The organism is Mesorhizobium sp. M7A.F.Ca.MR.245.00.0.0 (assembly GCF_003997415.1).
In the GTDB taxonomy this organism is placed as follows: Bacteria; Pseudomonadota; Alphaproteobacteria; order Rhizobiales; family Rhizobiaceae; genus Mesorhizobium.
Genome location: NZ_RZTE01000011.1, coordinates 125,380 through 144,209, shown reverse-complemented (window position 1 = coordinate 144,209; position 18,830 = coordinate 125,380). Strand labels below are relative to the sequence as shown.

Genomic DNA, 18,830 nt, shown 5'->3' with positions numbered 1-18,830 from the left:
CGGCGGTTTTGTCTTTACCGGATCGAGCGAAACGTTCGCTCCGTGCCGGCCACCGTTTCGGGATACAGATGCAGCCAAAGATCGCACCCATGGGCGAGCACGACGTAGCAGCGGTAGCCCAGCTGCGCCTGGCCACGTTTTTCGAGGGAACCGGAAGGACGCTCGGGGAAGATGCGGCAGGGCTTCGTGGCTTGATCGCCGGTGACGGCTTCGAGGCGGCATTCGTTGCCCGGATCGGCGACACCCCGGTCGGGACATGCCTGCTGGTCCGCCACGAGCTGGAGCCCATACATGATCTGACGCCATGGCTGGCCGGGTTGGTCGTCGATGCAAGGTATCGACGCCGAGGCATCGCCACCGCGCTGGTCAAGGCAACGGAAGCCCATGCGGCGTCACGGGGCGTCGAGATGCTCCATCTCTACACATGGGATGCGCGTGATTTCTACGCGGCTCTCGGCTGGGATACCGTTGAGATATGCGGCTCGGACGGCGAGAAGATGGCGCTGATGTCGCGCCGCCCTCGCCTATAGCAGCTTCGCGACGAGACAGCCCAGCGCGAACGCCACCATCAGCCCGGCGGCAACGACAACTCCGCGCCGGCCGCCAAGCGCGTGCACGCCAATGCCGTATGGTGGCCGGGACAGGCTTCGGATCACCGTGCGCGGTTTGACCTCATTGCCGCCGAGCTCGACGCTGCGCATCTGAGGTAACTCGGCTAGGCGTTTGGTAACCAGTTCCCAATGCCTGCCAGGCAGCAGGTCGCGTTTTCCGTAACGGTCGAAGAAATACATCTGCTCGGCAAGTCGCGCGACCGCGTCGCGGAAGGCGGGATCGACCTCCAGGTCACGTTCGGCCCGTTCGCGGTCTTTGTCGTTCATAAGACCGAGCACATATTCGCCGGCCCGCGCGATGCGATCGCTTTCACTGACCAAGGCGTGCACCTTCCCTTTTTCCTCACCAGTGCGGTGGCTTGGTTACCGGCACTTCATCTCCTGTCTGCTCCTCCAGCGCCAGGAAGCGATCCGTCAATGCGTCGAGCTTGCGCTGCATGCGCTCGATCACTTTCCACTGCTCGGCGATCTGGCCGGACAGTTCCTCGATGGTCTTCTCCTGCTCGGCGGCGCGTATTTCCAGCGTCGTCAGCCGGTCGGCGGGCGTGATCATGTGAATTCCCCAGTCTCACCGCGATGTCGTTCACCGCGATGTCTTGCGCCGCGATGCGAATTTCGGCGCCGTCATACTAGCGAATGTGAAGGCCCCGGCCACGTTGCAAATTGACAAGCGCACCGGGATTTGTCGAGAGTGAACCGGCTCCGGCAATTGGCACGGGCGGAGCGTCATGCTAGGCGTTTTGACCAAGCGATAAAAAAATAAGAGTGGGACAGGCTGCATGGCGCAAGCCGCAATCGAGTTGATCGGCATCAACAAGAGCTTTGGTGCGGTGCGCGCCAACCGGGACATCAATCTTGAGATCGGTCGCGGCACGATCCACGGCATTGTCGGCGAGAACGGAGCTGGCAAGTCGACGCTGATGTCGATCCTCTACGGCTTCTACCAGGCCGACAGCGGCGAGATCCGCGTTGGCGGCCAGCCGGCCTCGATCAAAACCCCCAATGACGCCATCGCGCTCGGCATCGGCATGGTGCATCAGCACTTCATGCTGGTCGACAATTTCACGGTGCTGGAGAACGTCATCCTCGGCGCCGAAAGCGATGCGCTCTTGAAGAAGAGCATCGCCAAGGCGCGCTCCGAACTGGAGCGGCTGGAGCGTGAATACGGGCTGGAAGTCGATCCCGATGCAATCATCGAGGAACTGCCGGTCGGCCTGCAGCAGCGGGTGGAGATCCTGAAGGCGCTCTATCGCGGCGCCGAGATCCTGATCCTCGACGAGCCGACGGGCGTACTGACGCCGGCCGAGGCCGACCACCTGTTCCGCATCCTCGGGCAATTGAAAGACCAGGGCAAGACGGTGGTGCTGATCACCCACAAATTGCGCGAGATCATGGCCATCACCGACACCGTGTCGGTGATGCGCCAGGGCACGATGGTGGCGACGCGCGAAACCAGGAAGACGACTGTCGAGGAACTGGCCGAGTTGATGGTCGGGCGGCGCGTGCTCTTGCGGGTCGAGAAGGGCGAGGCCGAGGCCGGCGCCGTCAAGCTCGCGGTCAAGAACCTGACGGTGAAGGATACGCGCGGCGTCACCATGGTCGACGACATCTCCTTCGATATCAGGGCGGGCGAGATCGTCGGCATCGCCGGTGTCGCCGGCAACGGACAATCCGAACTGCTCGAGGCGATTTCCGGCATCAGGCGTGCGGTGTCCGGCTCGGTTATGCTCGACGGCAAGCCGATCGACCTGACCGGCGCCGCCGACCCCGGCGAACTGCGCGACCGCGGCCTGGCGCATGTGCCGGAGGACCGCCATCACGTCGGCTTGGTGCTGGCCTTCGAGGAGAACGAGAATTCCATCCTCGGCTATCACGATGATCCCCGCTATTTGAAGGGGCCGTTCCTCAACATCGATGCCATCCGCAACGATGCCAGGGACAAGATCGCCAAATACGATATCCGGCCGGCCGACTGCCGGCTGAAGACCGCCAATTTCTCCGGCGGCAACCAGCAGAAGATCGTGCTGGCGCGGGAGATGGAACAGGACCCTGGTGTTCTGATCGTTGGCCAGCCGACACGCGGCGTCGATGTCGGCGCCATCGAATTCATCCACAAGCGCCTGATCGCCATGCGCGACCAGGGCAAGGCGGTGCTGGTGGTGTCGGTCGAGCTGGACGAGATCCGTTCGCTGTCCGACCGTATCCTGGTGATGTTTGCCGGCCGCATCGTCGGCGAGCGCGGTCCCGAAGCGACCGAGGGCGAGCTCGGCCTGCTGATGGCCGGCATCGAGCACCAGGAGGCAGCACTTTGAGCGCGCCTTACGCCAAACTGCCGGCCTGGGCCGACTATGGCCTGATCCCGCTGATCAATCTGTTCGTCGCCTTCGTCGTCGCCGGCTTCGTCGTGCTTCTGGTCGGCGAGAATCCGCTGCGCGCAGCCGTCATCCTGGTCGAGGGCGCCTTCGGCAAAGGCACAGGCATCGCCTTCACCCTCTTTTATGCGACCACCTTCATCTTCACCGGGCTTTCGGTGGCGGTGGCCGCGCATTGCGGCCTGTTCAACATCGGCACCGAAGGGCAGGCCTACATCGCCGGCCTCGGCATCGCCATCGTCTGCCTGAGCTTCGACAGCACACTGCCATGGTGGCTGACCTTCCCGCTGGCGATCATTGCCGCGGCGACGGTCGGCGCATTGTGGGCGCTCATCCCGGCCTATCTGCAGGCCAAGCGTGGCTCGCACATCGTCATCACCACCATCATGTTCAACTTCATCGCCGCCTCGATCATGGTTTACCTGCTGGTCGGCCCGTTGAAGCCAGCCGCCTCGCAAGCGCCGCAGACGCGTAACTTCCTCGCCGGCGCGGAATTGCCCAAGCTCAACTGGATCATCGAGCTGTTCGGCGCCAAGATCCGTTCGGCGCCGCTCAACGTCACCTTTCTGCTGGCGCTGGTCATGGCCTTCCTGGTCTGGCTGCTGATCTGGCGCACCAAGCTCGGCTATGAAATGCGCACCTACGGTCACAGCCCGAAAGCGGCACGCTATGCCGGCATTTCCGAAACCCGCATCATCATCACCGCCATGATGATCTCGGGCGGGCTGGCCGGCATGATGGCGCTCAATCCGGTGATGGGCGATCAGCACAATGTCGCCATCGACTTCGTTTCCGGCGCCGGCTTCGTCGGCATCGCCGTGGCGCTGATGGGCCGCCTGCACCCTGTCGGCATCGTGCTGGCGGCGATCCTGTTCGGCATGCTCTACCAGGGCGGCGCCGAGCTCGCCTTCGAGATGCCGGCAATCAGCCGCGACATGATCGTCATCATTCAAGGCCTGGTGATCCTGTTTGCCGGTGCCCTCGAGCACATGTTCCGGCCCTACATCCAGGCGCTGTTCGCCTCGTTCAGTCCGCGATCGGTGGGCATGGAAGCGGTCAAGGGGAAAGGTGCCTGAGATGGATGTGTTCAACGCGATCATCCAGACACTGGACTCCACCATCCGCCTTTCGGTGCCGCTGCTGCTTGCCTGCCTCGCCGGCCTCTATTCGGAACGCGCCGGCATCTTCGACATCGGTCTCGAAGGCAAGATGCTGGTCGGCGCCTTCGCCGGCGCGGCCGCCGCTTCCGTGTTCCATTCGGCCTTTCTCGGCCTCGGCATGGCCATCCTGATCTCGGTCGCCTTTGCCATGATCCACGGCTTTGCCTCGATCACCCATCGCGGCAACCAGATCGTCTCCGGCGTGGCGATCAATTTCATCGCCGCCGGTTCGACCATCATCCTCGGCCAGGCCTGGTTCCAGCAGGGCGGGCGCACGCCGGCGCTGCAACCGGGCGAGCGCTTCGAGGCCATCACCTTGCCGGGCGCCGAGGCCATCCGCGGCGTTCCGATCATCGGACCGATCTATGCCGAGCTCCTGTCGGGCCACTCGATCCTGGTCTATCTTGCCTTCCTGATGGTGCCGTTCACCTGGTGGGTGCTGTTTCGCACCCGTTTTGGCCTCAGGCTGCGCGCCGTAGGCGAGAACCCGGCCGCCGTCGATACTGCCGGCATATCGGTCGCCTGGCTGCGCTACAGGGCGCTGATCTGCACCGGCATCCTCACCGGCATTGCCGGCGCCTACCTGTCGATGGTGCAAAATGGCGGCTTCGTGAAGGACATGACCGCCGGCAAGGGCTATATCGCGCTGGCAGCCCTGATCTTTGCCAAGTGGAAGCCGGTCAACGCCATGTTCGCCTGCCTTCTGTTCGGCTTCCTGGACGCGGCGTCGATCCGCCTGCAGGGATCACCGCTGCCCATCATCGGCAAGGTGCCGGCGCAGTTCATGCAGGCGCTGCCCTACATCCTCACCGTAATCCTGCTCGCCGGCTTCATCGGCAAGGCAATCCCGCCACGCGCCGGCGGCGTACCTTATGTCAAGGAACGTTGAGCGGCAGGTCGGCTTTGCGCCGGGTTTTGAACACGATCATCGGAGAGAACACCTGAATGTCGCATGATCTGTTCGAGGCCGCCAAGGCCGCCATGACCAGGGCCTACGCGCCCTATTCTAAGTTTCCGGTCGGCGCTGCCTTGCGCACCGAGGACGGGCGCGTCTTTACCGGCGCCAACATCGAAGTCGCCTCCTATCCGGAAGGCTGGTGCGCCGAGACCACGGCGCTTGGCCACTACATCATGGGCGGCGGCGGCAAGATCGTGGAAATCGCCGTCATCGCCGAACGCATGGCGAAATGCTCGCCTTGCGGCGGCTGCCGGCAGCGGCTGGCCGAATTCTGCCGGCCGGAAACAAAGCTCTATCTCTGCGACAATGCAGGTGTGGCCGAGACCGTGACCATGGGCGACATGCTGCCTTACGGCTTCCGCGGCGATATTTTGAAATGAACAACGGGCTCAAATGAACAGCTGGCAGCGATGACGGAAAAAGCCCTGGATCATCTCGTCGAAAGGCTGGGCGGACTGGCGCCCGCCACGGCACTGGTGCTCGGTTCGGGCCTCGGCGGTCTGGTCGACCAGATCGAGGGCCCGATCCGCATCTCCTATGCCGACCTGCCGGGTTTTCCCAGAAGCGTTGTCACCGGACATGCCGGGGAGGTGGTGGCGGGGCTGTTTGCCGGCGCGCCGGTGCTGATGCTGTCGGGCCGCGCCCATTACTACGAGCACGGCGTTGCCGCGGCGATGCGGCCGGTGCTGGAAGTGCTTGCCGGCATCGGCATCACGAAACTGATCCTCACCAATGCCGCCGGTTCGGTCGATCCGGACATGCCGCCGGGCTCGGTGATGCTGATATCGGACCACATCAATTTCTCGGGCACCAATCCGCTGATCGGCGAACCAAGCGACCGGCGTTTCGTCGGCCTGACTGAAGCCTATGATGCCGGCATCCGCCAGGCCATCGAACGGGCGGCAAATGCGACCGGCACCACCCTGCACAAGGGCGTCTATATGTGGTTCTCCGGCCCATGCTTCGAAACGCCGGCCGAAATCCGCATGGCGCGCATCATGGGCGCCAATGCGGTCGGCATGTCGACCGTACCGGAGGTCATTCTCGCCCGCTTCCTCGGACTGCGCGTCGCCGCCTGTTCGGTCATCACCAATTTGGCGGCCGGCATGACCGGGGCCGAGCTATCGCACCAGGAGACCAAGGACATGGCGCCGGTCGGCGGCGCGCGGCTGGCGACGATCCTGCAGCGCGTGTTCCACGACGGACTGCTGGAGACCTGATGCTTCCCCAGGAAATCATCCGCCGCAAGCGCGATGGCCTCAGGCTGTCGGAAGAGGAGATCGCCGGCTTCGTCGCGGGCGTGACGTCGGGCGCCGTCACCGATGGCCAGGCCGGCGCCTTCGCCATGGCGGTGTTCTTCAACGGCATGAACCGCGACGAGGCCGTGGCGCTCACGCTGGCGATGCGCGATTCCGGCGACGTGCTCGACTGGTCGGACCTGCCCGGCCCGGTCACCGACAAGCATTCGACCGGCGGCGTCGGCGACAATGTCTCGCTGATGCTGGCGCCGATCGTCGCCGCCTGCGGCGCCTATGTACCGATGATCTCGGGCCGCGGCCTTGGCCACACCGGCGGCACGCTGGACAAGATGGATGCCATCCCCGGCTACATCAGCCAGCCCGACGTCGCGCTGTTTCGCAAGGCGGTGCTCGAAACAGGCTGTGCCATCATCGGCCAGACCGCCGACCTCGCGCCCGCCGATCGACGGCTCTACGCGATCCGCGACGTCTCCGGCACGGTCGAATCGGTGCCGCTGATCACCGCTTCGATCCTGTCGAAGAAGCTGGCGGCCGGGCTGCAATCGCTGGTGCTCGACGTCAAGGTCGGCAACGGCGCCTTCATGGAAAAATCGCGCGACGCCACCGCACTCGCCAACAGCCTGGTTGAGATCGCCAACGGTGCCGGACTGAAGGCCTCGGCGTTGATTACCGGCATGAACGAGCCGCTGGCGTCGGCCGCCGGCAACGCCGTCGAGGTGCGCAACGCCGTTGATTTCCTCACCGGCCGGTATCGTGACCGTCGGCTCGAGGACGTGACGCTGGCGCTGGCCGCCGAAATGCTGCAGTCGGCCGGGCTGGTATCGTCCAACCAGGATGGCATGCGGCGCGCCACCGAGACACTCGCCAGCGGCCGCGCCGCCGCCACCTTCGCACGCATGGTGGCCGCGCTTGGCGGCCCCGCCGATTTCATCGAGAAACCGGAAAAGTATCTGCCGGCGGCCGCGATCGAATTTGCCGTCAAGGCGACCGTAAACGGCTTCGTCACCGGCATCGCCACCCGCGATATCGGGCTCGCCGTGGTCGGCCTGGGAGGTGGACGCACGCGGCCGGACGACAGGATCGACCCCGCGGTCGGCATCACCAGGCTGTTGCCGGTCGGTGCGGAGGTTGGGATCGGCGAGCCGCTGGCGCTGATCCATGCCCGCTCATCGGCCGATGCCGAGGCCGCCGCGGCTACCGTGCTTTCGGCCTATACGGTCGGCGCCTCGAAGCCGCCCGCCGACAAGTCGGTCATCCGGCGGATTCTGCCGCGCGGCTGAAGCAATTCCAGGAAAAGTGTGGACTGGTTTGCCCGGGATTAGCGCATAGCGCTTTCCCTTGGAAATTGCGGCAAACGAATAGCCTTACTGGACGAGCAGCAGCGTGCCGTTCTCGACCTGGTATTTGTCGAGCCGGTTGAGGAAGCTCATGCCGATCAGATTGGTGCGCAGCGCCCTGTCGTCGAGCACGATGGTCTGGACGTCATTGACCGTGATGTTGCCGATCTGCAGGCGGTCGATCATGGCCACGGCCGCCTTGATGGTGCCGTTGGCGGTGTTGACCTCGTGACTGAAGTCCGAAGCGTTCAGCGACAAGCCGATCCTGCGTGCCGTCGACATGTTGATGGCGACCAGCGTGGCGCCGGTGTCGATCATGCCGTCGACCTGGCGCCCGTTGAACTTGAAAGCCGATGAGAAATGTCCGCGCTCGTCTGCCGCGACGACCACCTTGCGGCCCATCGGCAGCGGTGCCGCGGGCTTGTTGGGCACCGATGCCAGATTGACGTCTGGTTGGGCTTCGACCGCCCGTTTGCCCGGCACCGCCGATCTCAGCAGATTTTCGACGAGTTGCGGATTGGACTGATACACAATCGGTATCGATGCCGATGAACCGGCGAAAACGGCGAGGATGAGAAGTTTGCGCAGCATGGATCGGCCTCGCCGCATGCCCCCCGGAAATCGGGATCGATTTTCGGAAAGGCTCACGCGCAAATCAAAGTGCTACAGCGTCCTTTGCGCGTCCGAAATGGACGCGCGGCCCGTAGTGACAGCCGATCGTTAGACCCGGATGGTGTTTGCCGCTTTAACGCGCGCCAAAACCGCGCCTTTGCGTAAACATTTGGTAAATCGTACCAGGTTGCCTGGTATTACTTGGTCCCGTACATGCGGTCGCCGGCGTCGCCGAGGCCGGGCATAATGTAGCCCTTCTCGTTGAGCTGGCGGTCGATCGAAGCGGTGAAGACGGGAACGTCCGGATGCGCCTTGAGAAAGCGTTCGATGCCTTCGGGCGCCGCCAGCAGGCAAAGGAAACGGATGTTGGTGGCGCCGCGCTCTTTCAGCTTGTCGATCGCCGCGATCGCCGAATTGGCGGTGGCCAGCATCGGATCGACGACGATCACCAGCCGGTCGGCGAGATCGCTCGGCGCCTTGAAGAAATATTCGACCGCTTCCAGCGTTTCGTGATCGCGGTAGAGACCGACATGGGCGACGCGGGCCGCCGGAACCAGGTCGAGCAGGCCTTCCAGCAAGCCGTTGCCGGCGCGCAGCACGGAGGCAAAGACCAGCTTCTTGCCCTCAAGCGTCGGCGCTTCCATGGTTTCCATTGGCGTCTCGATGGTCGTCGTCGTCAGTTCGAGGTTGCGGGTGACCTCGTATCCGAGCAGCAGCGAGATTTCGCGCAGCAGCCGGCGGAAGCCGGCCGTCGAGGTTTCCTTCTTGCGCATGATGGTCAGCTTGTGCTGGACAAGCGGGTGGTCGACGACGGTGACGCCCTGCATGGTGTTCTCCTGATGCCTGCGCCCGAAAATGCGCGCATGGCCCTTTCGGACGCGCCGCGCTTCAAGCTGCCTGAGCGAACCCTAGCGGCAATGCGCCGGCCAAGGAACCGCTTGGCCCGCACCGACCACAGCTTTGTCGGCGGAAATCAGCGTGCCGCGCTGTTCAACCGGGCAAGAAGCGCGGTCTTCGTCTTTCTATCGACGAAAGCGGCTTCGATGGCGGTGCGGGTGACGGCGGCCAGCGCCTTTTCGTTCATCGAGAAATGCTCGGCGGCAATGTCGTATTCCCGCTTCAGCGAGGTCCAGAAATAGGGCGGATCGTCGGAATTGAGCGTCACCTTGCAGCCGGCCGCCTGCAGGGCCGGAAATGGATGATCGGCGAAACTGTCGAACACCTTGAGCGCGATGTTGGAACCGGGGCAGCATTCCAGCACGACGCCCTCGTCGGCGATGCGCCGGACGAGGTCCGGGTTCTCGATGGCGCGCACGCCATGGCCGATGCGGGACGGACGGATATGATCGAGCGCCGCCTGGACGGTCTCCCAGCCCGTCAATTCGCCGGCGTGGATGGTGATGCCGAGCCCGGCCTCGCGGGCGATCTCGAAAGCCCTGACATAGTCCTCCATATCGCCGATGCGCTCATCGCCGGCGACACCGAAACCGGTGACCAGCGGATGCCCGCAGCGCGCCGCAAAGCGCGCCGCCTGCTCGATCGACTCGACGCCGACATGGCGCACGCCGGTGACGATCATGCGGCCCTCGATGCCGGTCTTGGCCTTGGCGCGGGCCATGCCTTCGCCGAGCGCATCGGTATAGGCCTTGGGCGACAGGCCGGCCTTTTTCGCGTGGTCCGGCGAGGTGAACACCTCGGAATAGATGGCGCCGTCGCGAGCGAGACTGGTCAGATAATGGTCGGCCAGCCGCGCATAGTCCTCCTCGGTCCGGAACAGATCGGCGGAAAAATCATAAGCCGCCAGGAAGGAGGTGAAGTCATGCCAGACGAAGGAACCGTTCTGGATATAGGGCGAGGTGTCCTTGCCGTATTTCTGCGCCTGGCGGATGACGAGTTCGGGCGCCGCTGCCCCTTCGATGTGGCAGTGCAGTTCCGCTTTCAAAGGCATTCAACCATCCCGTCGGTCCGTCCAGGTCTCGAAAACCCGCCACCTGGAAGCGCGGCTGAACACCGCGCCTTAAACAATAGCGCCCGCACCATCGATCGGCTATGGTCCCGCCGGTTTTATGACGGATCAAAAAAATGTCAGTTGAGAGAACCACGGCCGCGGGCGGCATGGAAACCTCCTATGGTTTCAAGCGTGTAGGGGCTGGCGACAAGCAGTCTCTGGTCAACGATGTTTTCCACAAGGTCGCCAACCGCTACGATCTGATGAACGATCTGATGTCGGCCGGCCTGCACCGGCTGTGGAAGGACGCCATGGTCACCTGGCTCAATCCTCCCAAAAGGATCGGCTGGCGCGTGCTGGACGTTGCCGGCGGCACCGGCGACATCGCCTTCCGCATCGTCGATGCCAGCCACGGCAATGCCCATGCCACTGTGCTCGACATCAATGGCTCGATGCTGGCCGTCGGCCGCGACCGGGCCGAAAAGAAGGGCCTGTCCGGCAATACCGATTTCGTCGAGGCCAATGCCGAGGAACTGCCCTTCCCTGATGCCACATTCGATGCCTACACCATCGCTTTCGGTATCCGCAACGTACCGCGCATCGAGGTGGCCTTGGGCGAAGCGTTTCGCGTGCTGAAGCCGGGCGGGCGCTTCCTGTGCCTGGAGTTTTCCGAGGTCGAGATGCCGCTTCTCGACAAGGCCTACGAAGCCTGGTCGTTCAACGCCATTCCAAAGATCGGCAAAATGGTCACTGGCGACGGCGAACCCTATTCCTATCTGGTCGAATCGATCGCCAGGTTTCCCAATCAGCAGAATTTCGCGACGATGATTTCCCGCGCCGGCTTCGACCGCGTTTCCTTCCGCAACTATTCCGGCGGTATTGCAGCACTTCATTCGGGCTGGAAGCTTTGAGGCCGGACCGCATTTCTCACAATCTACACGTGCTATGCCGGTTCAAAGAGCCGGCAGGATTGGCGCTGCCATGAGCAATGTCAGTGCAGGATTCCGGCTCGTAAGGGCCGGCTGGGTGCTGGTCCGCGAGGGTGTCGTCGCCGCTCTGCCGGGTGAGGAACTGTCCGGCCTGCCGAAGTTCGGATGGCGGATGGCGCGGCTGTTCACCCGCCGCCGCGCGCTGGCCTATGAGCGCAGCGACCGGCTGGCCAAGGCGGTCGTCCGGCTCGGTCCATCTTATGTAAAGCTCGGCCAGTTCCTGGCGACACGGCCCGACGTCGTCGGCAACGACATGGCGCTCGATCTCGCCACGTTGCAGGACAAGATGCACACCTTCCCCCGGGCCGAGGCCATCGCGGCGATCGAGGCTTCGCTTGGGCGCAAGATCGGCGACCTCTATACGCAATTCGGCGACCCGGTCGCCGCCGCCTCCATCGCCCAGGTGCATGCCGCCGACGCTGTCCATGACGGCATTGCCACCAAGGTGGCGGTCAAGGTGATCCGGCCCGGCGTGCGCCGCCACTTCTTCCAGGATCTCGAAAGCTATTTCCTCGCCGCTCGCCTGCAGGAGAAATACATCCTCTCGTCCCGCCGGCTGCGGCCGGTCGAGGTCACCCAGACGCTGGCGCAGACCACCAAGATCGAGATGGATCTTCGCCTCGAGGCGGCGGCTCTCTCGGAGCTCGGCGAAAGCACCAGGGATGACCCCGGCTTTCGCGTGCCGTCCGTCGACTGGGAGCGCACCGGCCGCGACGTCTTGACCATGGAGTGGGTCGACGGCGTCAAGATGAACGACATTGCCGGCCTGGAGGCCGCCGGCCACGATTTGAAGGCGATCGCAGCCAACCTCATCCAGTCGTTCCTGCGCCACACCCTGCGCGACGGCTTCTTCCATGCCGACATGCATCCGGGCAATTTGTTCGTCGAGGCAAACGGCACCATCGTTGCCGTCGATCTCGGCATTGCCGGCAGGCTCGGCAAGAAGGAGCGCCGCTTCCTCGCCGAAATTCTCTACGGCTTCATCACGCGCGACTATCTGCGTGTCGCCGAGGTCCATTTCGAGGCCGGCTATGTGCCGCGCCAGCACAATGTCGCAGCCTTCGCGCAGGCGATCCGGGCGATCGGGGAGCCGATCCATGGCCAGCCGGCCGAGACCATCTCGATGGCCAAGCTTCTGACGCTGCTGTTCGAGGTCACCGAACTCTTCGACATGGCGACGCGGCCCGAATTGATCCTGTTGCAGAAGACCATGGTGGTGGTCGAGGGCGTGGCGCGCACGCTCGACCCGGCCTTCAACATGTGGAAGACGGCCGAGCCGGTGGTCGGCGACTGGATATCAGGCAATCTTGGGCCGCGTGGCATGATGATCGATGCGCGTGACGGCGCCCGGGCGCTGCTCACCCTGGCCCGCCAGATTCCCGAGCTTGCGGCGCGCACCGACCGGCTGTCGCGCGAGATCGACCTGATGGCCGAGCACGGCCTGCGCTTCGACGAGACCACCGCCGACGCCATCGGCAAGGCCGAGGCGCGCTACAGCCGCTCCGGCCGCTGGGCACTCTGGGTAATTGCGCTGACGCTGGTCTATATCGCCTGGACGATCATCTGAGTGCAGGCAATGACAGCAATGCTGTCATTGCAGTCGGAAATCGAGATCGCTATATTCTACGTAGGAGTGTGCATATGGCGAGGATTACCGTCCGCAATCTGGAAGACCATGTCATGCGGCGGCTACGCGAGCGCGGCGCCGCGCGGGGCGTTTCCATGGAGCAGGAAGCGCGGGACGTGCTCGCCGCATCCGTTGGGCTGCCGACCACAAAAGGTTTCGACCGAACGGGTTTGGCATCTGGGGAAAAACCCAAGGATCAATCAATCGCAAGAATGCAGGAATAGCCATGGGCACCCTGACGATCCGCAATCTCGACGAGGATTTGAAGCAAAGGCTGCGCGAGCAGGCCGCCAGACATGGCGTGTCAATGGAGCAGGAGGCAAGAACCCTGTTGTTGAAGGATGTAGCGGCAGTCAACAAGCACGACGACGATGTCGTCACGGCAGAGGAAATCCTCGAATTCGGTCGACGATTGCGAAAAGTGGACTTCGATCAGAAAAAACTAACGGATGAGCTCTGGTCCTTCATCGAGGAGGACTGACTGTGGTGATCGACACCTCCGCGATTTTGGCCATCCTCAAGCAGGAGCCTGATGCACCGGTGATAGCTCAGCGCCTCGCCGGAAATCAGCTGATGTTTATGAGCGCCGCGACCCTGATGGAATGTGGCACGGTCGTCGTCGGACGTTATGGGGCGGCCGGCACAGCTGAGTTGAGAGGCCTTCTAGAAAGACTGAAAGTCACGATCGTCGCTCTCACTGCCGAACATGCACAGGCCGGCATTGAAGCCTATGCCCTCTATGGCCGCGGCACTGGCCATCCCGCCAAACTCAACATGGGCGACTGTTTTTCCTACGCCCTCGCCAGGACGCGAAACCTGCCGCTGCTTTTCAAGGGCAATGATTTCATCCATACCGATATCGAACCGGCGCTGAAGCCGGCATGACACTCGATAAGAACTGGTCTTGGGCATGAGCCTCTCCGGCAAGCGCATCCTGCTCATCATCGGCGGCGGCATAGCCGCCTACAAGGCGTTGGATCTCATCCGCCGGCTGCGCGAGCGCGGGGCCGCGGTTCGGGTGGTCATGACATCGGCCGCGCAGGAATTCATCACCACGCTGTCGGCCGGCGCGCTCTCCGCCGACCATGTCTTTACCGAACTGTTCGACCGCCAGGACGAGCACGATGTCGGCCACATCAGGCTGTCGCGAGAGGCCGATCTGCTGGTGGTGGCGCCCGCCACCGCCGACCTGATGGCCAAGCTCGCCAATGGCCACGCCAACGATCTGGCCTCCACCGTGCTCATCGCCACCGACAAGCCGGTGTTGATGGCGCCGGCCATGAACCCCAGAATGTGGGCGCATCCGGCCACCCGCCGCAACCGCGCGACACTCCAGAAAGACGGTGTCATCTTCGTCGGTCCGGCCAGGGGTGAGATGGCCGAAAGCAATGAAGCGGGCGAAGGCCGCATGGCCGAGCCGCTGGAGATCGTCGCCGCGATCGAGGCACTGCTCGACGTCGGCCCGAAGCCGCTGTCGGGGCGCAGGATCATCGTCACCTCCGGCCCCACGCATGAGCCGATCGACCCGGTGCGCTACATCGCCAACCGTTCGTCCGGCAAGCAGGGCCATGCCATAGCGGCAGCACTGGCCAGGCTCGGCGCCGATGTGCGCCTCGTTTCCGGCCCAGTCGATATTGCCGATCCGGCTGGCGTGAAGACCATCCATGTCGAACGTGCGCAGGAGATGCGCGACGCGGTGGAACAGCTCCTGCCTGCCGACGCGGCGGTGTTCGTCGCCGCCGTTGCCGACTGGCGAACCGAGAATTCAGCCGGTGAGAAGATCAAGAAGGTGGCCGGCGAAGGGCCGCCGGTGCTGCGCATGGTCGAAAATCCCGACATTCTCGCCGGCGTCGGCCATCACAGCCAGCGACCCGGCCTGGTTATCGGCTTCGCCGCCGAGACGCAGGATCTCCTGCGCAACGCCGAGGCCAAACTCAAGAAAAAAGGCGCCGATCTCATCGTCGCCAACGACGTGTCGCAGGGAAGCGGCGTCGGTTCTTCGGGCGTGATGGGCGGCGATCGCAACCGGGTGCGGATCGTGTCAAAGGCTGGCGTCGAGGAATGGCCGGAGATGAGCAAGGACGATGTGGCGGCACGGCTCGCCGCCTTGATCGCCGAAAGGCTTAAAACCATCATCGTTTGAACCGACGCAGAGACGTTCTGAGGCAGTGACGCACTGCCCTGCCGCGAGACGAAATTCAGGCAGCGCTTTAAGTCCTACGGCTCTACATCAATTGGTCAAAAGCTGCGCGGTCCGGGCAAGCGCGCCGGCGAAGCCGTTGAGCGGAATGGAAAAGTTCACCGCTTGTCCGGTATCTGCCGCGAAAGCGTCGATCTTCAGTGTGGTGCCTGATTTCAGCAGCGGCGTGACAGTCGCATCGAACACCACCGGCACCAGACAGCCGACGACCTGGCAGGTGTTGAACGCCAGGCTGCCGTCCAGCTTCTGATCGTCGATGGTCAGGCTGACACCCTTGGCCAGCGCCAGGCCGAACGGCAACGCAAGCGTGCCCATGGCATCCTCGCCGGTCTTGCTCGACAGCTCGATCGCCAGCAGCCGCTGATTGCTTTGCTTGTTGAATTGCTGATGCGACAGGCTGCAGGTCTTGGCCGTGCCCGATATCTGGCAATTGACCGTCCAGTCGCCGTGGGTTTCAGACAGTGCCGACGCGCCGCCGGGCAACTGCGGCGCATCCGCGGCAGCGGGTGCCGTGACCGCCTTGTCGCTCTTGGTTTGCGCCGCCACGGCCGCCACGCCGACGGTGCAGGCAACACCCAGCATCGCCACGAAATACGCGTACTTCCTCATCAAGATCCCTCCCGCCCGGCTCCGCCTCGGGCCAGCTAGAAACTGACCTTGAGAGACGCGCTGATCGCGTTCTGTTTAACCGTTTCGCCGAAGGCGCCATTATATCTGACGGACATGCCGACGCCATTGACGCCGTTCAGCTCAAGGCCGGCGCCGACCCGATAGAGCGGCGAATCGACGGCCTCCGTCAAGTGCAATGCGGGGTTGCCAGGCAGATTCTCCGCCGCCGCGAAGCGACCTTCGATTTCCCACTCCTTGTCGGAAAACTCCACGCCAGCCTTGCCGTAGACGCGAAGGCTGGCAATGTCGCTGAGTGCAATGTCGGTACCGATCTCGAAAGCCGGCGTCGCCGAATAATACATGTTGGCGCTGCCGTCGAAGTTGAAGGCGGCAACCGAGCCCACTTCCTTGCCGGAAACACGCAGCCAGCGCGCGTCGAACTGCAGGGTCGGCTGCAGGTAGAAAACACCCATCTCCTGCGTTATGCCGAGCCGCGCCGAACCGCCGAACTGGGCGGTTTTCTGCGTGTAGGTGACACTGTTGCCGATGCCAGGCAGCAATGCCTCCGGCAGATAATCGCCGATCAGCGTTTCGCCCGGAATGAAGGCCACCTGATCGAGATGCGTATCGCGCTCGCCCTTGAAGGAGCCGGTGCCGCCGCCGACTGCGAAGTCGATGAAGTAGTTCTTGTCGGCATATTTCGCCAGCGCATACGCCTGCCAGGATTCGCCTGTCGTGGCCGACAGCAATTCGCCGTTGAAATCGATCTTCGAGTCGAATTCGGTCCGGCCTATCGTTGCGCCGAGCGACCAGTGCTGGCTGACCTCGCCAATGCCGCCAAGCGACATCGTCTTCATGACGTCGTCTCGGCTGGTGGTGCCGGCCCCAGCGTCGCGGCTGTACTCGGCTTGCGGACTGATCGACGCCCAGACACAGCGTCCGTCGGGATCCTTGTAGGCGGGAACGCCGGTGCATTCGCGCGCCGCCTCCAGCATGATGTCCGTGGAGCGGTTGATCATCTCGAATGTGTGCACGGCATAGTGCGGCGTCAGCCGCGTCAGGGCCGAGCCGAGCTCCATTTCATCGGGCAGGAAGCGCAGCATGTTAATCAACAGCGCCATCGGATTGTCTGGGCTCGAAGAAGCCTCGACATCATCGAGATACTGCGCCATCTGGAAGACGCCGGGATCGGTCGTGCCGGAGTTAGGATCCTGTGCCAACTCCAGGAAAGTCGGATTGTCGGCATAGAGAACCAGATCCGTTCCGCCGACCACCTTGGTCAGGAAATTGAAGCCGACCGCCGGATGCAGCGTCGTGGGCGTGATGCCGGAATCGGTCATCGCCGATCCGGTGGCCAGCACATATTCGGCGAACAATTTGTCGATCGACAGGAAATTCAACGGCGCCTCGCCATCGAAGTCTCCGGCCACCGTTAGTGCCAGGGCATCCGTGATCTGGTTGTTGAGATCGACGTCGGTGACGAAGTCGCCCGAGAATATCTGCGTGAAGCCGCCCGTGACATCCACTTTGGCCACGACGCCGATGCCCTGGTTGGTAAACAGCCCGTCATTGGTGAACTTGCCGCCGCCGAGATCGATGGTCTTGAGGCCGACCATCGAGGCGTCGGCGATATTGTGGAAGCTGTTCGTGCCGCCGCCGAGATCCATGTTGCCGATCACCCGTCCGAGCGTGTCGGCAATCTTCGAATTCTCCACATGGTCATCGCCCGATGTGCCGGTGATAGCCAGTGGGCTGAAATCGTCCAGAAGCGATTCCAGGATCGCATTCGTCGGCACGACGGGACCGGGCGCCAACAGGAAGGCTTGGAATGCCTGAAATTGCGACGCCTGGATGGTGAAACTCGGCGTTGCCCCCATCGCATAGAGCAGGCTGTGGTTGTTCAGCGTGTTGTCTGCGCCCCCGACAAGCATCGCCGCCACGCCGGTTCCGGCACCGCCGATCGTGTACTGGCCATTCAGATTGATGGTGATGTTGCCCTTGGCGCCCTTGGCCGTGCTCTCGCCATAGACAGCCACGGAATCCGCACCTTGCGCGAACAGGCTGTCACCCGCCGTCAGATCGACCGCATGGGCATTGCCGTCGCCTGTCGCGCTCTGGCCGAACATCGCATACGAACTTGCGCCCTTGACCCAGACTTGGCTGTCCGTGCTTGCGGCCGACGCCGCAGCGTCGCCGATACCGCCTTGCGAGCCGGCCGCCGACTGGCCCATGGCCAGCGAATCCATGCCGCCGGCGCCACCGCCACCGCCCACCGCCTGGGCAACGACGCCGTGTCCACGGTCGCCATCGGTCTCAATGGCGCCGGACTGGATGATGGTTACCTTGCCGCCGGTGCCCTTGGTGCCACCAGGCGTGTTGAAGCCGATGGCGTTTGGCCCGCCGCCGTCGTCGTCGGCGCCAAAGCGCCCGAAACCGGCACCACCGATGCCGCCGCCGCCACCGACCGACTGCGCGATGATGGCTATGGAATCCTTGCCCGTCGTCGTGATCGTGCCGGTGCGGATGACGGTAACATCGCCGCCATCGCCGCCATTGCCGCCGAGACCGCCAATGGCCAACGCATTCGAGCTCTTGCCCTTGGCGTCGCCGCCATAGCCGCCACCGCCGCCGACCGATTGCGCGACCACGCCATGCGCGCGCTCGCCATGGGTGATGATGGTGCCGGAAACCGTGACATCGACCTTGCCGCCATTGCCGCCATTGCCGCCGAAGCCGCCAAGCTGCAGCGCAACCGACTCGTCTCCCGCCGTGTCGGCCGATACCACGCCGCCATAACCGCCGCCGCCGCCGACGGACTGGGCGAAAATGCCGAGCGCTCCATCCTTCCAGGTTTCGATGATGCCGTCATTGTTGACCGTGACATGGCCGCCATTGGAGCCGTCGCCGCTCGGCAGAGAAATCGCGCCGCCGATCGTCATGTCGGCCTCCGAAGCGTTGGCCGCGGCACCCGAAGCACCGCCGCCACCGCCTACCGATTGCGCGAAAATGCCGTGCGAAAGATAGCCGAGCGTGGTGATCTTGCCATGATTGTCGACGATTACGTCGCCACCGCTGCTGCCCCCACCGCCCAGCCCGCCGGTCGCCAGCGTCACCGACGTTTCCGCGCTGCCTGTCTCGGTCGAGCCGG

19 protein-coding genes are annotated in these 18,830 nt (G+C 63.6%); 12 read left to right on the top strand and 7 right to left on the bottom strand.

Annotation, left to right across the window (positions count from 1 at the left end; all coding sequences use genetic code 11):
• The first annotated feature begins 68 nt into the window (after positions 1-68).
• Positions 69-530: a GNAT family N-acetyltransferase gene (locus EOB80_RS14665; RefSeq protein WP_127328355.1), complete on the top strand. Its 462-nt coding sequence runs from the start codon at positions 69-71 to the stop codon at positions 528-530.
• On the opposite strand, the gene EOB80_RS14660 is transcribed toward EOB80_RS14665, so the two are convergent.
• Both EOB80_RS14660 and EOB80_RS14655 read right to left on the bottom strand, forming a co-directional pair.
• Positions 525-932 (bottom strand): hypothetical protein, encoded by a 408-nt coding sequence (locus EOB80_RS14660; protein WP_127328353.1) that lies wholly within the window; start codon positions 930-932, stop codon positions 525-527. The two genes, EOB80_RS14665 and EOB80_RS14660, sit on opposite strands and share 6 nt — an antisense overlap.
• Positions 933-954: 22 nt before the next feature.
• Entirely contained in the window at positions 955-1,161 is a 207-nt protein-coding gene (locus EOB80_RS14655) for a SlyX family protein (RefSeq protein WP_174800349.1), read from the bottom strand.
• A 229-nt stretch (positions 1,162-1,390) separates the two neighbouring features.
• On the opposite strand from EOB80_RS14655, the gene EOB80_RS14650 reads away from it, so the two are divergent.
• Genes EOB80_RS14650 through deoA form a run of 6 tightly spaced genes read left to right on the top strand, consistent with a single transcriptional unit; the run spans position 1,391 to position 7,640 of the window.
• Entirely contained in the window at positions 1,391-2,923 is a 1,533-nt protein-coding gene (locus tag EOB80_RS14650) for an ABC transporter ATP-binding protein (protein WP_127328351.1), read from the top strand.
• On the top strand, positions 2,920-4,059 hold the full coding sequence (locus EOB80_RS14645) for an ABC transporter permease (RefSeq protein ID WP_127266923.1): 1,140 nt from the start codon (positions 2,920-2,922) through the stop codon (positions 4,057-4,059). Before EOB80_RS14650 ends, EOB80_RS14645 begins: the two co-directional genes overlap by 4 nt.
• Position 4,060: 1 nt before the next feature.
• On the top strand, positions 4,061-5,032 hold the full coding sequence (locus tag EOB80_RS14640) for an ABC transporter permease (RefSeq protein WP_127266924.1): 972 nt from the start codon (positions 4,061-4,063) through the stop codon (positions 5,030-5,032).
• A gap of 56 nt (positions 5,033-5,088) precedes the next feature.
• Positions 5,089-5,481, top strand: a complete 393-nt coding sequence (gene cdd, locus EOB80_RS14635) for a cytidine deaminase (protein ID WP_127328349.1) — start codon at positions 5,089-5,091, stop codon at positions 5,479-5,481.
• A gap of 30 nt (positions 5,482-5,511) precedes the next feature.
• A complete protein-coding gene (locus EOB80_RS14630) occupies positions 5,512-6,321 on the top strand; it encodes a purine-nucleoside phosphorylase (RefSeq protein WP_127328347.1) in 810 nt (269 codons plus the stop codon).
• On the top strand, positions 6,321-7,640 hold the full coding sequence (deoA, locus tag EOB80_RS14625; RefSeq protein ID WP_127328345.1) for a thymidine phosphorylase: 1,320 nt from the start codon (positions 6,321-6,323) through the stop codon (positions 7,638-7,640). Before EOB80_RS14630 ends, deoA begins: the two co-directional genes overlap by 1 nt.
• 84 nt (positions 7,641-7,724) lie before the next feature.
• Here deoA and EOB80_RS14620 read toward each other — a convergent pair whose 3' ends face one another.
• From EOB80_RS14620 to EOB80_RS14610, 3 genes are all read right to left on the bottom strand, one after another.
• Positions 7,725-8,288 carry a TIGR02281 family clan AA aspartic protease gene (locus tag EOB80_RS14620; RefSeq protein WP_127328343.1) on the bottom strand — a complete coding sequence of 188 codons (564 nt, stop codon included), beginning with the start codon at positions 8,286-8,288 and terminating at the stop codon, positions 7,725-7,727.
• A 218-nt stretch (positions 8,289-8,506) separates the two neighbouring features.
• Positions 8,507-9,136 carry a uracil phosphoribosyltransferase gene (upp, locus tag EOB80_RS14615; protein WP_127266929.1) on the bottom strand — a complete coding sequence of 210 codons (630 nt, stop codon included), beginning with the start codon at positions 9,134-9,136 and terminating at the stop codon, positions 8,507-8,509.
• A 146-nt stretch (positions 9,137-9,282) separates the two neighbouring features.
• Positions 9,283-10,257 (bottom strand): adenosine deaminase, encoded by a 975-nt coding sequence (locus EOB80_RS14610; protein ID WP_127266930.1) that lies wholly within the window; start codon positions 10,255-10,257, stop codon positions 9,283-9,285.
• A 134-nt stretch (positions 10,258-10,391) separates the two neighbouring features.
• On the opposite strand from EOB80_RS14610, the gene ubiE reads away from it, so the two are divergent.
• From ubiE to coaBC, 5 genes are all read left to right on the top strand, one after another.
• Positions 10,392-11,168, top strand: coding sequence for a bifunctional demethylmenaquinone methyltransferase/2-methoxy-6-polyprenyl-1,4-benzoquinol methylase UbiE (ubiE, locus tag EOB80_RS14605; RefSeq protein WP_127328341.1), 777 nt, complete (start codon positions 10,392-10,394; stop codon positions 11,166-11,168).
• Positions 11,169-11,238: 70 nt separating this feature from the next.
• Positions 11,239-12,813 carry a 2-polyprenylphenol 6-hydroxylase gene (ubiB, locus tag EOB80_RS14600; protein ID WP_127328339.1) on the top strand — a complete coding sequence of 525 codons (1,575 nt, stop codon included), beginning with the start codon at positions 11,239-11,241 and terminating at the stop codon, positions 12,811-12,813.
• 286 nt (positions 12,814-13,099) lie between these two features.
• Positions 13,100-13,354 (top strand): hypothetical protein, encoded by a 255-nt coding sequence (locus EOB80_RS14590; protein ID WP_127270486.1) that lies wholly within the window; start codon positions 13,100-13,102, stop codon positions 13,352-13,354.
• Positions 13,355-13,356: 2 nt separating this feature from the next.
• Positions 13,357-13,758 carry a type II toxin-antitoxin system VapC family toxin gene (locus tag EOB80_RS14585; RefSeq protein WP_127270488.1) on the top strand — a complete coding sequence of 134 codons (402 nt, stop codon included), beginning with the start codon at positions 13,357-13,359 and terminating at the stop codon, positions 13,756-13,758.
• Between the two features lie 25 nt (positions 13,759-13,783).
• On the top strand, positions 13,784-15,016 hold the full coding sequence (coaBC, locus tag EOB80_RS14580; RefSeq protein ID WP_127328337.1) for a bifunctional phosphopantothenoylcysteine decarboxylase/phosphopantothenate--cysteine ligase CoaBC: 1,233 nt from the start codon (positions 13,784-13,786) through the stop codon (positions 15,014-15,016).
• Positions 15,017-15,103: 87 nt separating this feature from the next.
• On the opposite strand, the gene EOB80_RS14575 is transcribed toward coaBC, so the two are convergent.
• A complete protein-coding gene (locus tag EOB80_RS14575; RefSeq protein WP_127328335.1) occupies positions 15,104-15,682 on the bottom strand; it encodes an invasion associated locus B family protein in 579 nt (192 codons plus the stop codon).
• A 35-nt stretch (positions 15,683-15,717) separates the two neighbouring features.
• Positions 15,718-18,830: autotransporter outer membrane beta-barrel domain-containing protein (locus EOB80_RS14570; protein WP_164762614.1), on the bottom strand; the 3,113-nt coding region annotated here is incomplete at its 5' end.

Coding starts and splice junctions, on each gene's coding strand:
- EOB80_RS14665 (WP_127328355.1), top strand. CDS start 69: ATGCAGCCAAAGATCGCACCCATGGGCGAGCACGACGTAGCAGCGGTA.
- EOB80_RS14650 (WP_127328351.1), top strand. CDS start 1,391: ATGGCGCAAGCCGCAATCGAGTTGATCGGCATCAACAAGAGCTTTGGT.
- EOB80_RS14640 (WP_127266924.1), top strand. CDS start 4,061: ATGGATGTGTTCAACGCGATCATCCAGACACTGGACTCCACCATCCGC.
- cdd (WP_127328349.1), top strand. CDS start 5,089: ATGTCGCATGATCTGTTCGAGGCCGCCAAGGCCGCCATGACCAGGGCC.
- EOB80_RS14630 (WP_127328347.1), top strand. CDS start 5,512: ATGACGGAAAAAGCCCTGGATCATCTCGTCGAAAGGCTGGGCGGACTG.
- deoA (WP_127328345.1), top strand. CDS start 6,321: ATGCTTCCCCAGGAAATCATCCGCCGCAAGCGCGATGGCCTCAGGCTG.
- EOB80_RS14620 (WP_127328343.1), bottom strand. CDS start 8,288: ATGCTGCGCAAACTTCTCATCCTCGCCGTTTTCGCCGGTTCATCGGCA.
- upp (WP_127266929.1), bottom strand. CDS start 9,136: ATGCAGGGCGTCACCGTCGTCGACCACCCGCTTGTCCAGCACAAGCTG.
- EOB80_RS14610 (WP_127266930.1), bottom strand. CDS start 10,257: ATGCCTTTGAAAGCGGAACTGCACTGCCACATCGAAGGGGCAGCGGCG.
- ubiE (WP_127328341.1), top strand. CDS start 10,392: ATGTCAGTTGAGAGAACCACGGCCGCGGGCGGCATGGAAACCTCCTAT.
- ubiB (WP_127328339.1), top strand. CDS start 11,239: ATGAGCAATGTCAGTGCAGGATTCCGGCTCGTAAGGGCCGGCTGGGTG.
- EOB80_RS14590 (WP_127270486.1), top strand. CDS start 13,100: ATGGGCACCCTGACGATCCGCAATCTCGACGAGGATTTGAAGCAAAGG.
- coaBC (WP_127328337.1), top strand. CDS start 13,784: ATGAGCCTCTCCGGCAAGCGCATCCTGCTCATCATCGGCGGCGGCATA.
- EOB80_RS14575 (WP_127328335.1), bottom strand. CDS start 15,682: ATGAGGAAGTACGCGTATTTCGTGGCGATGCTGGGTGTTGCCTGCACC.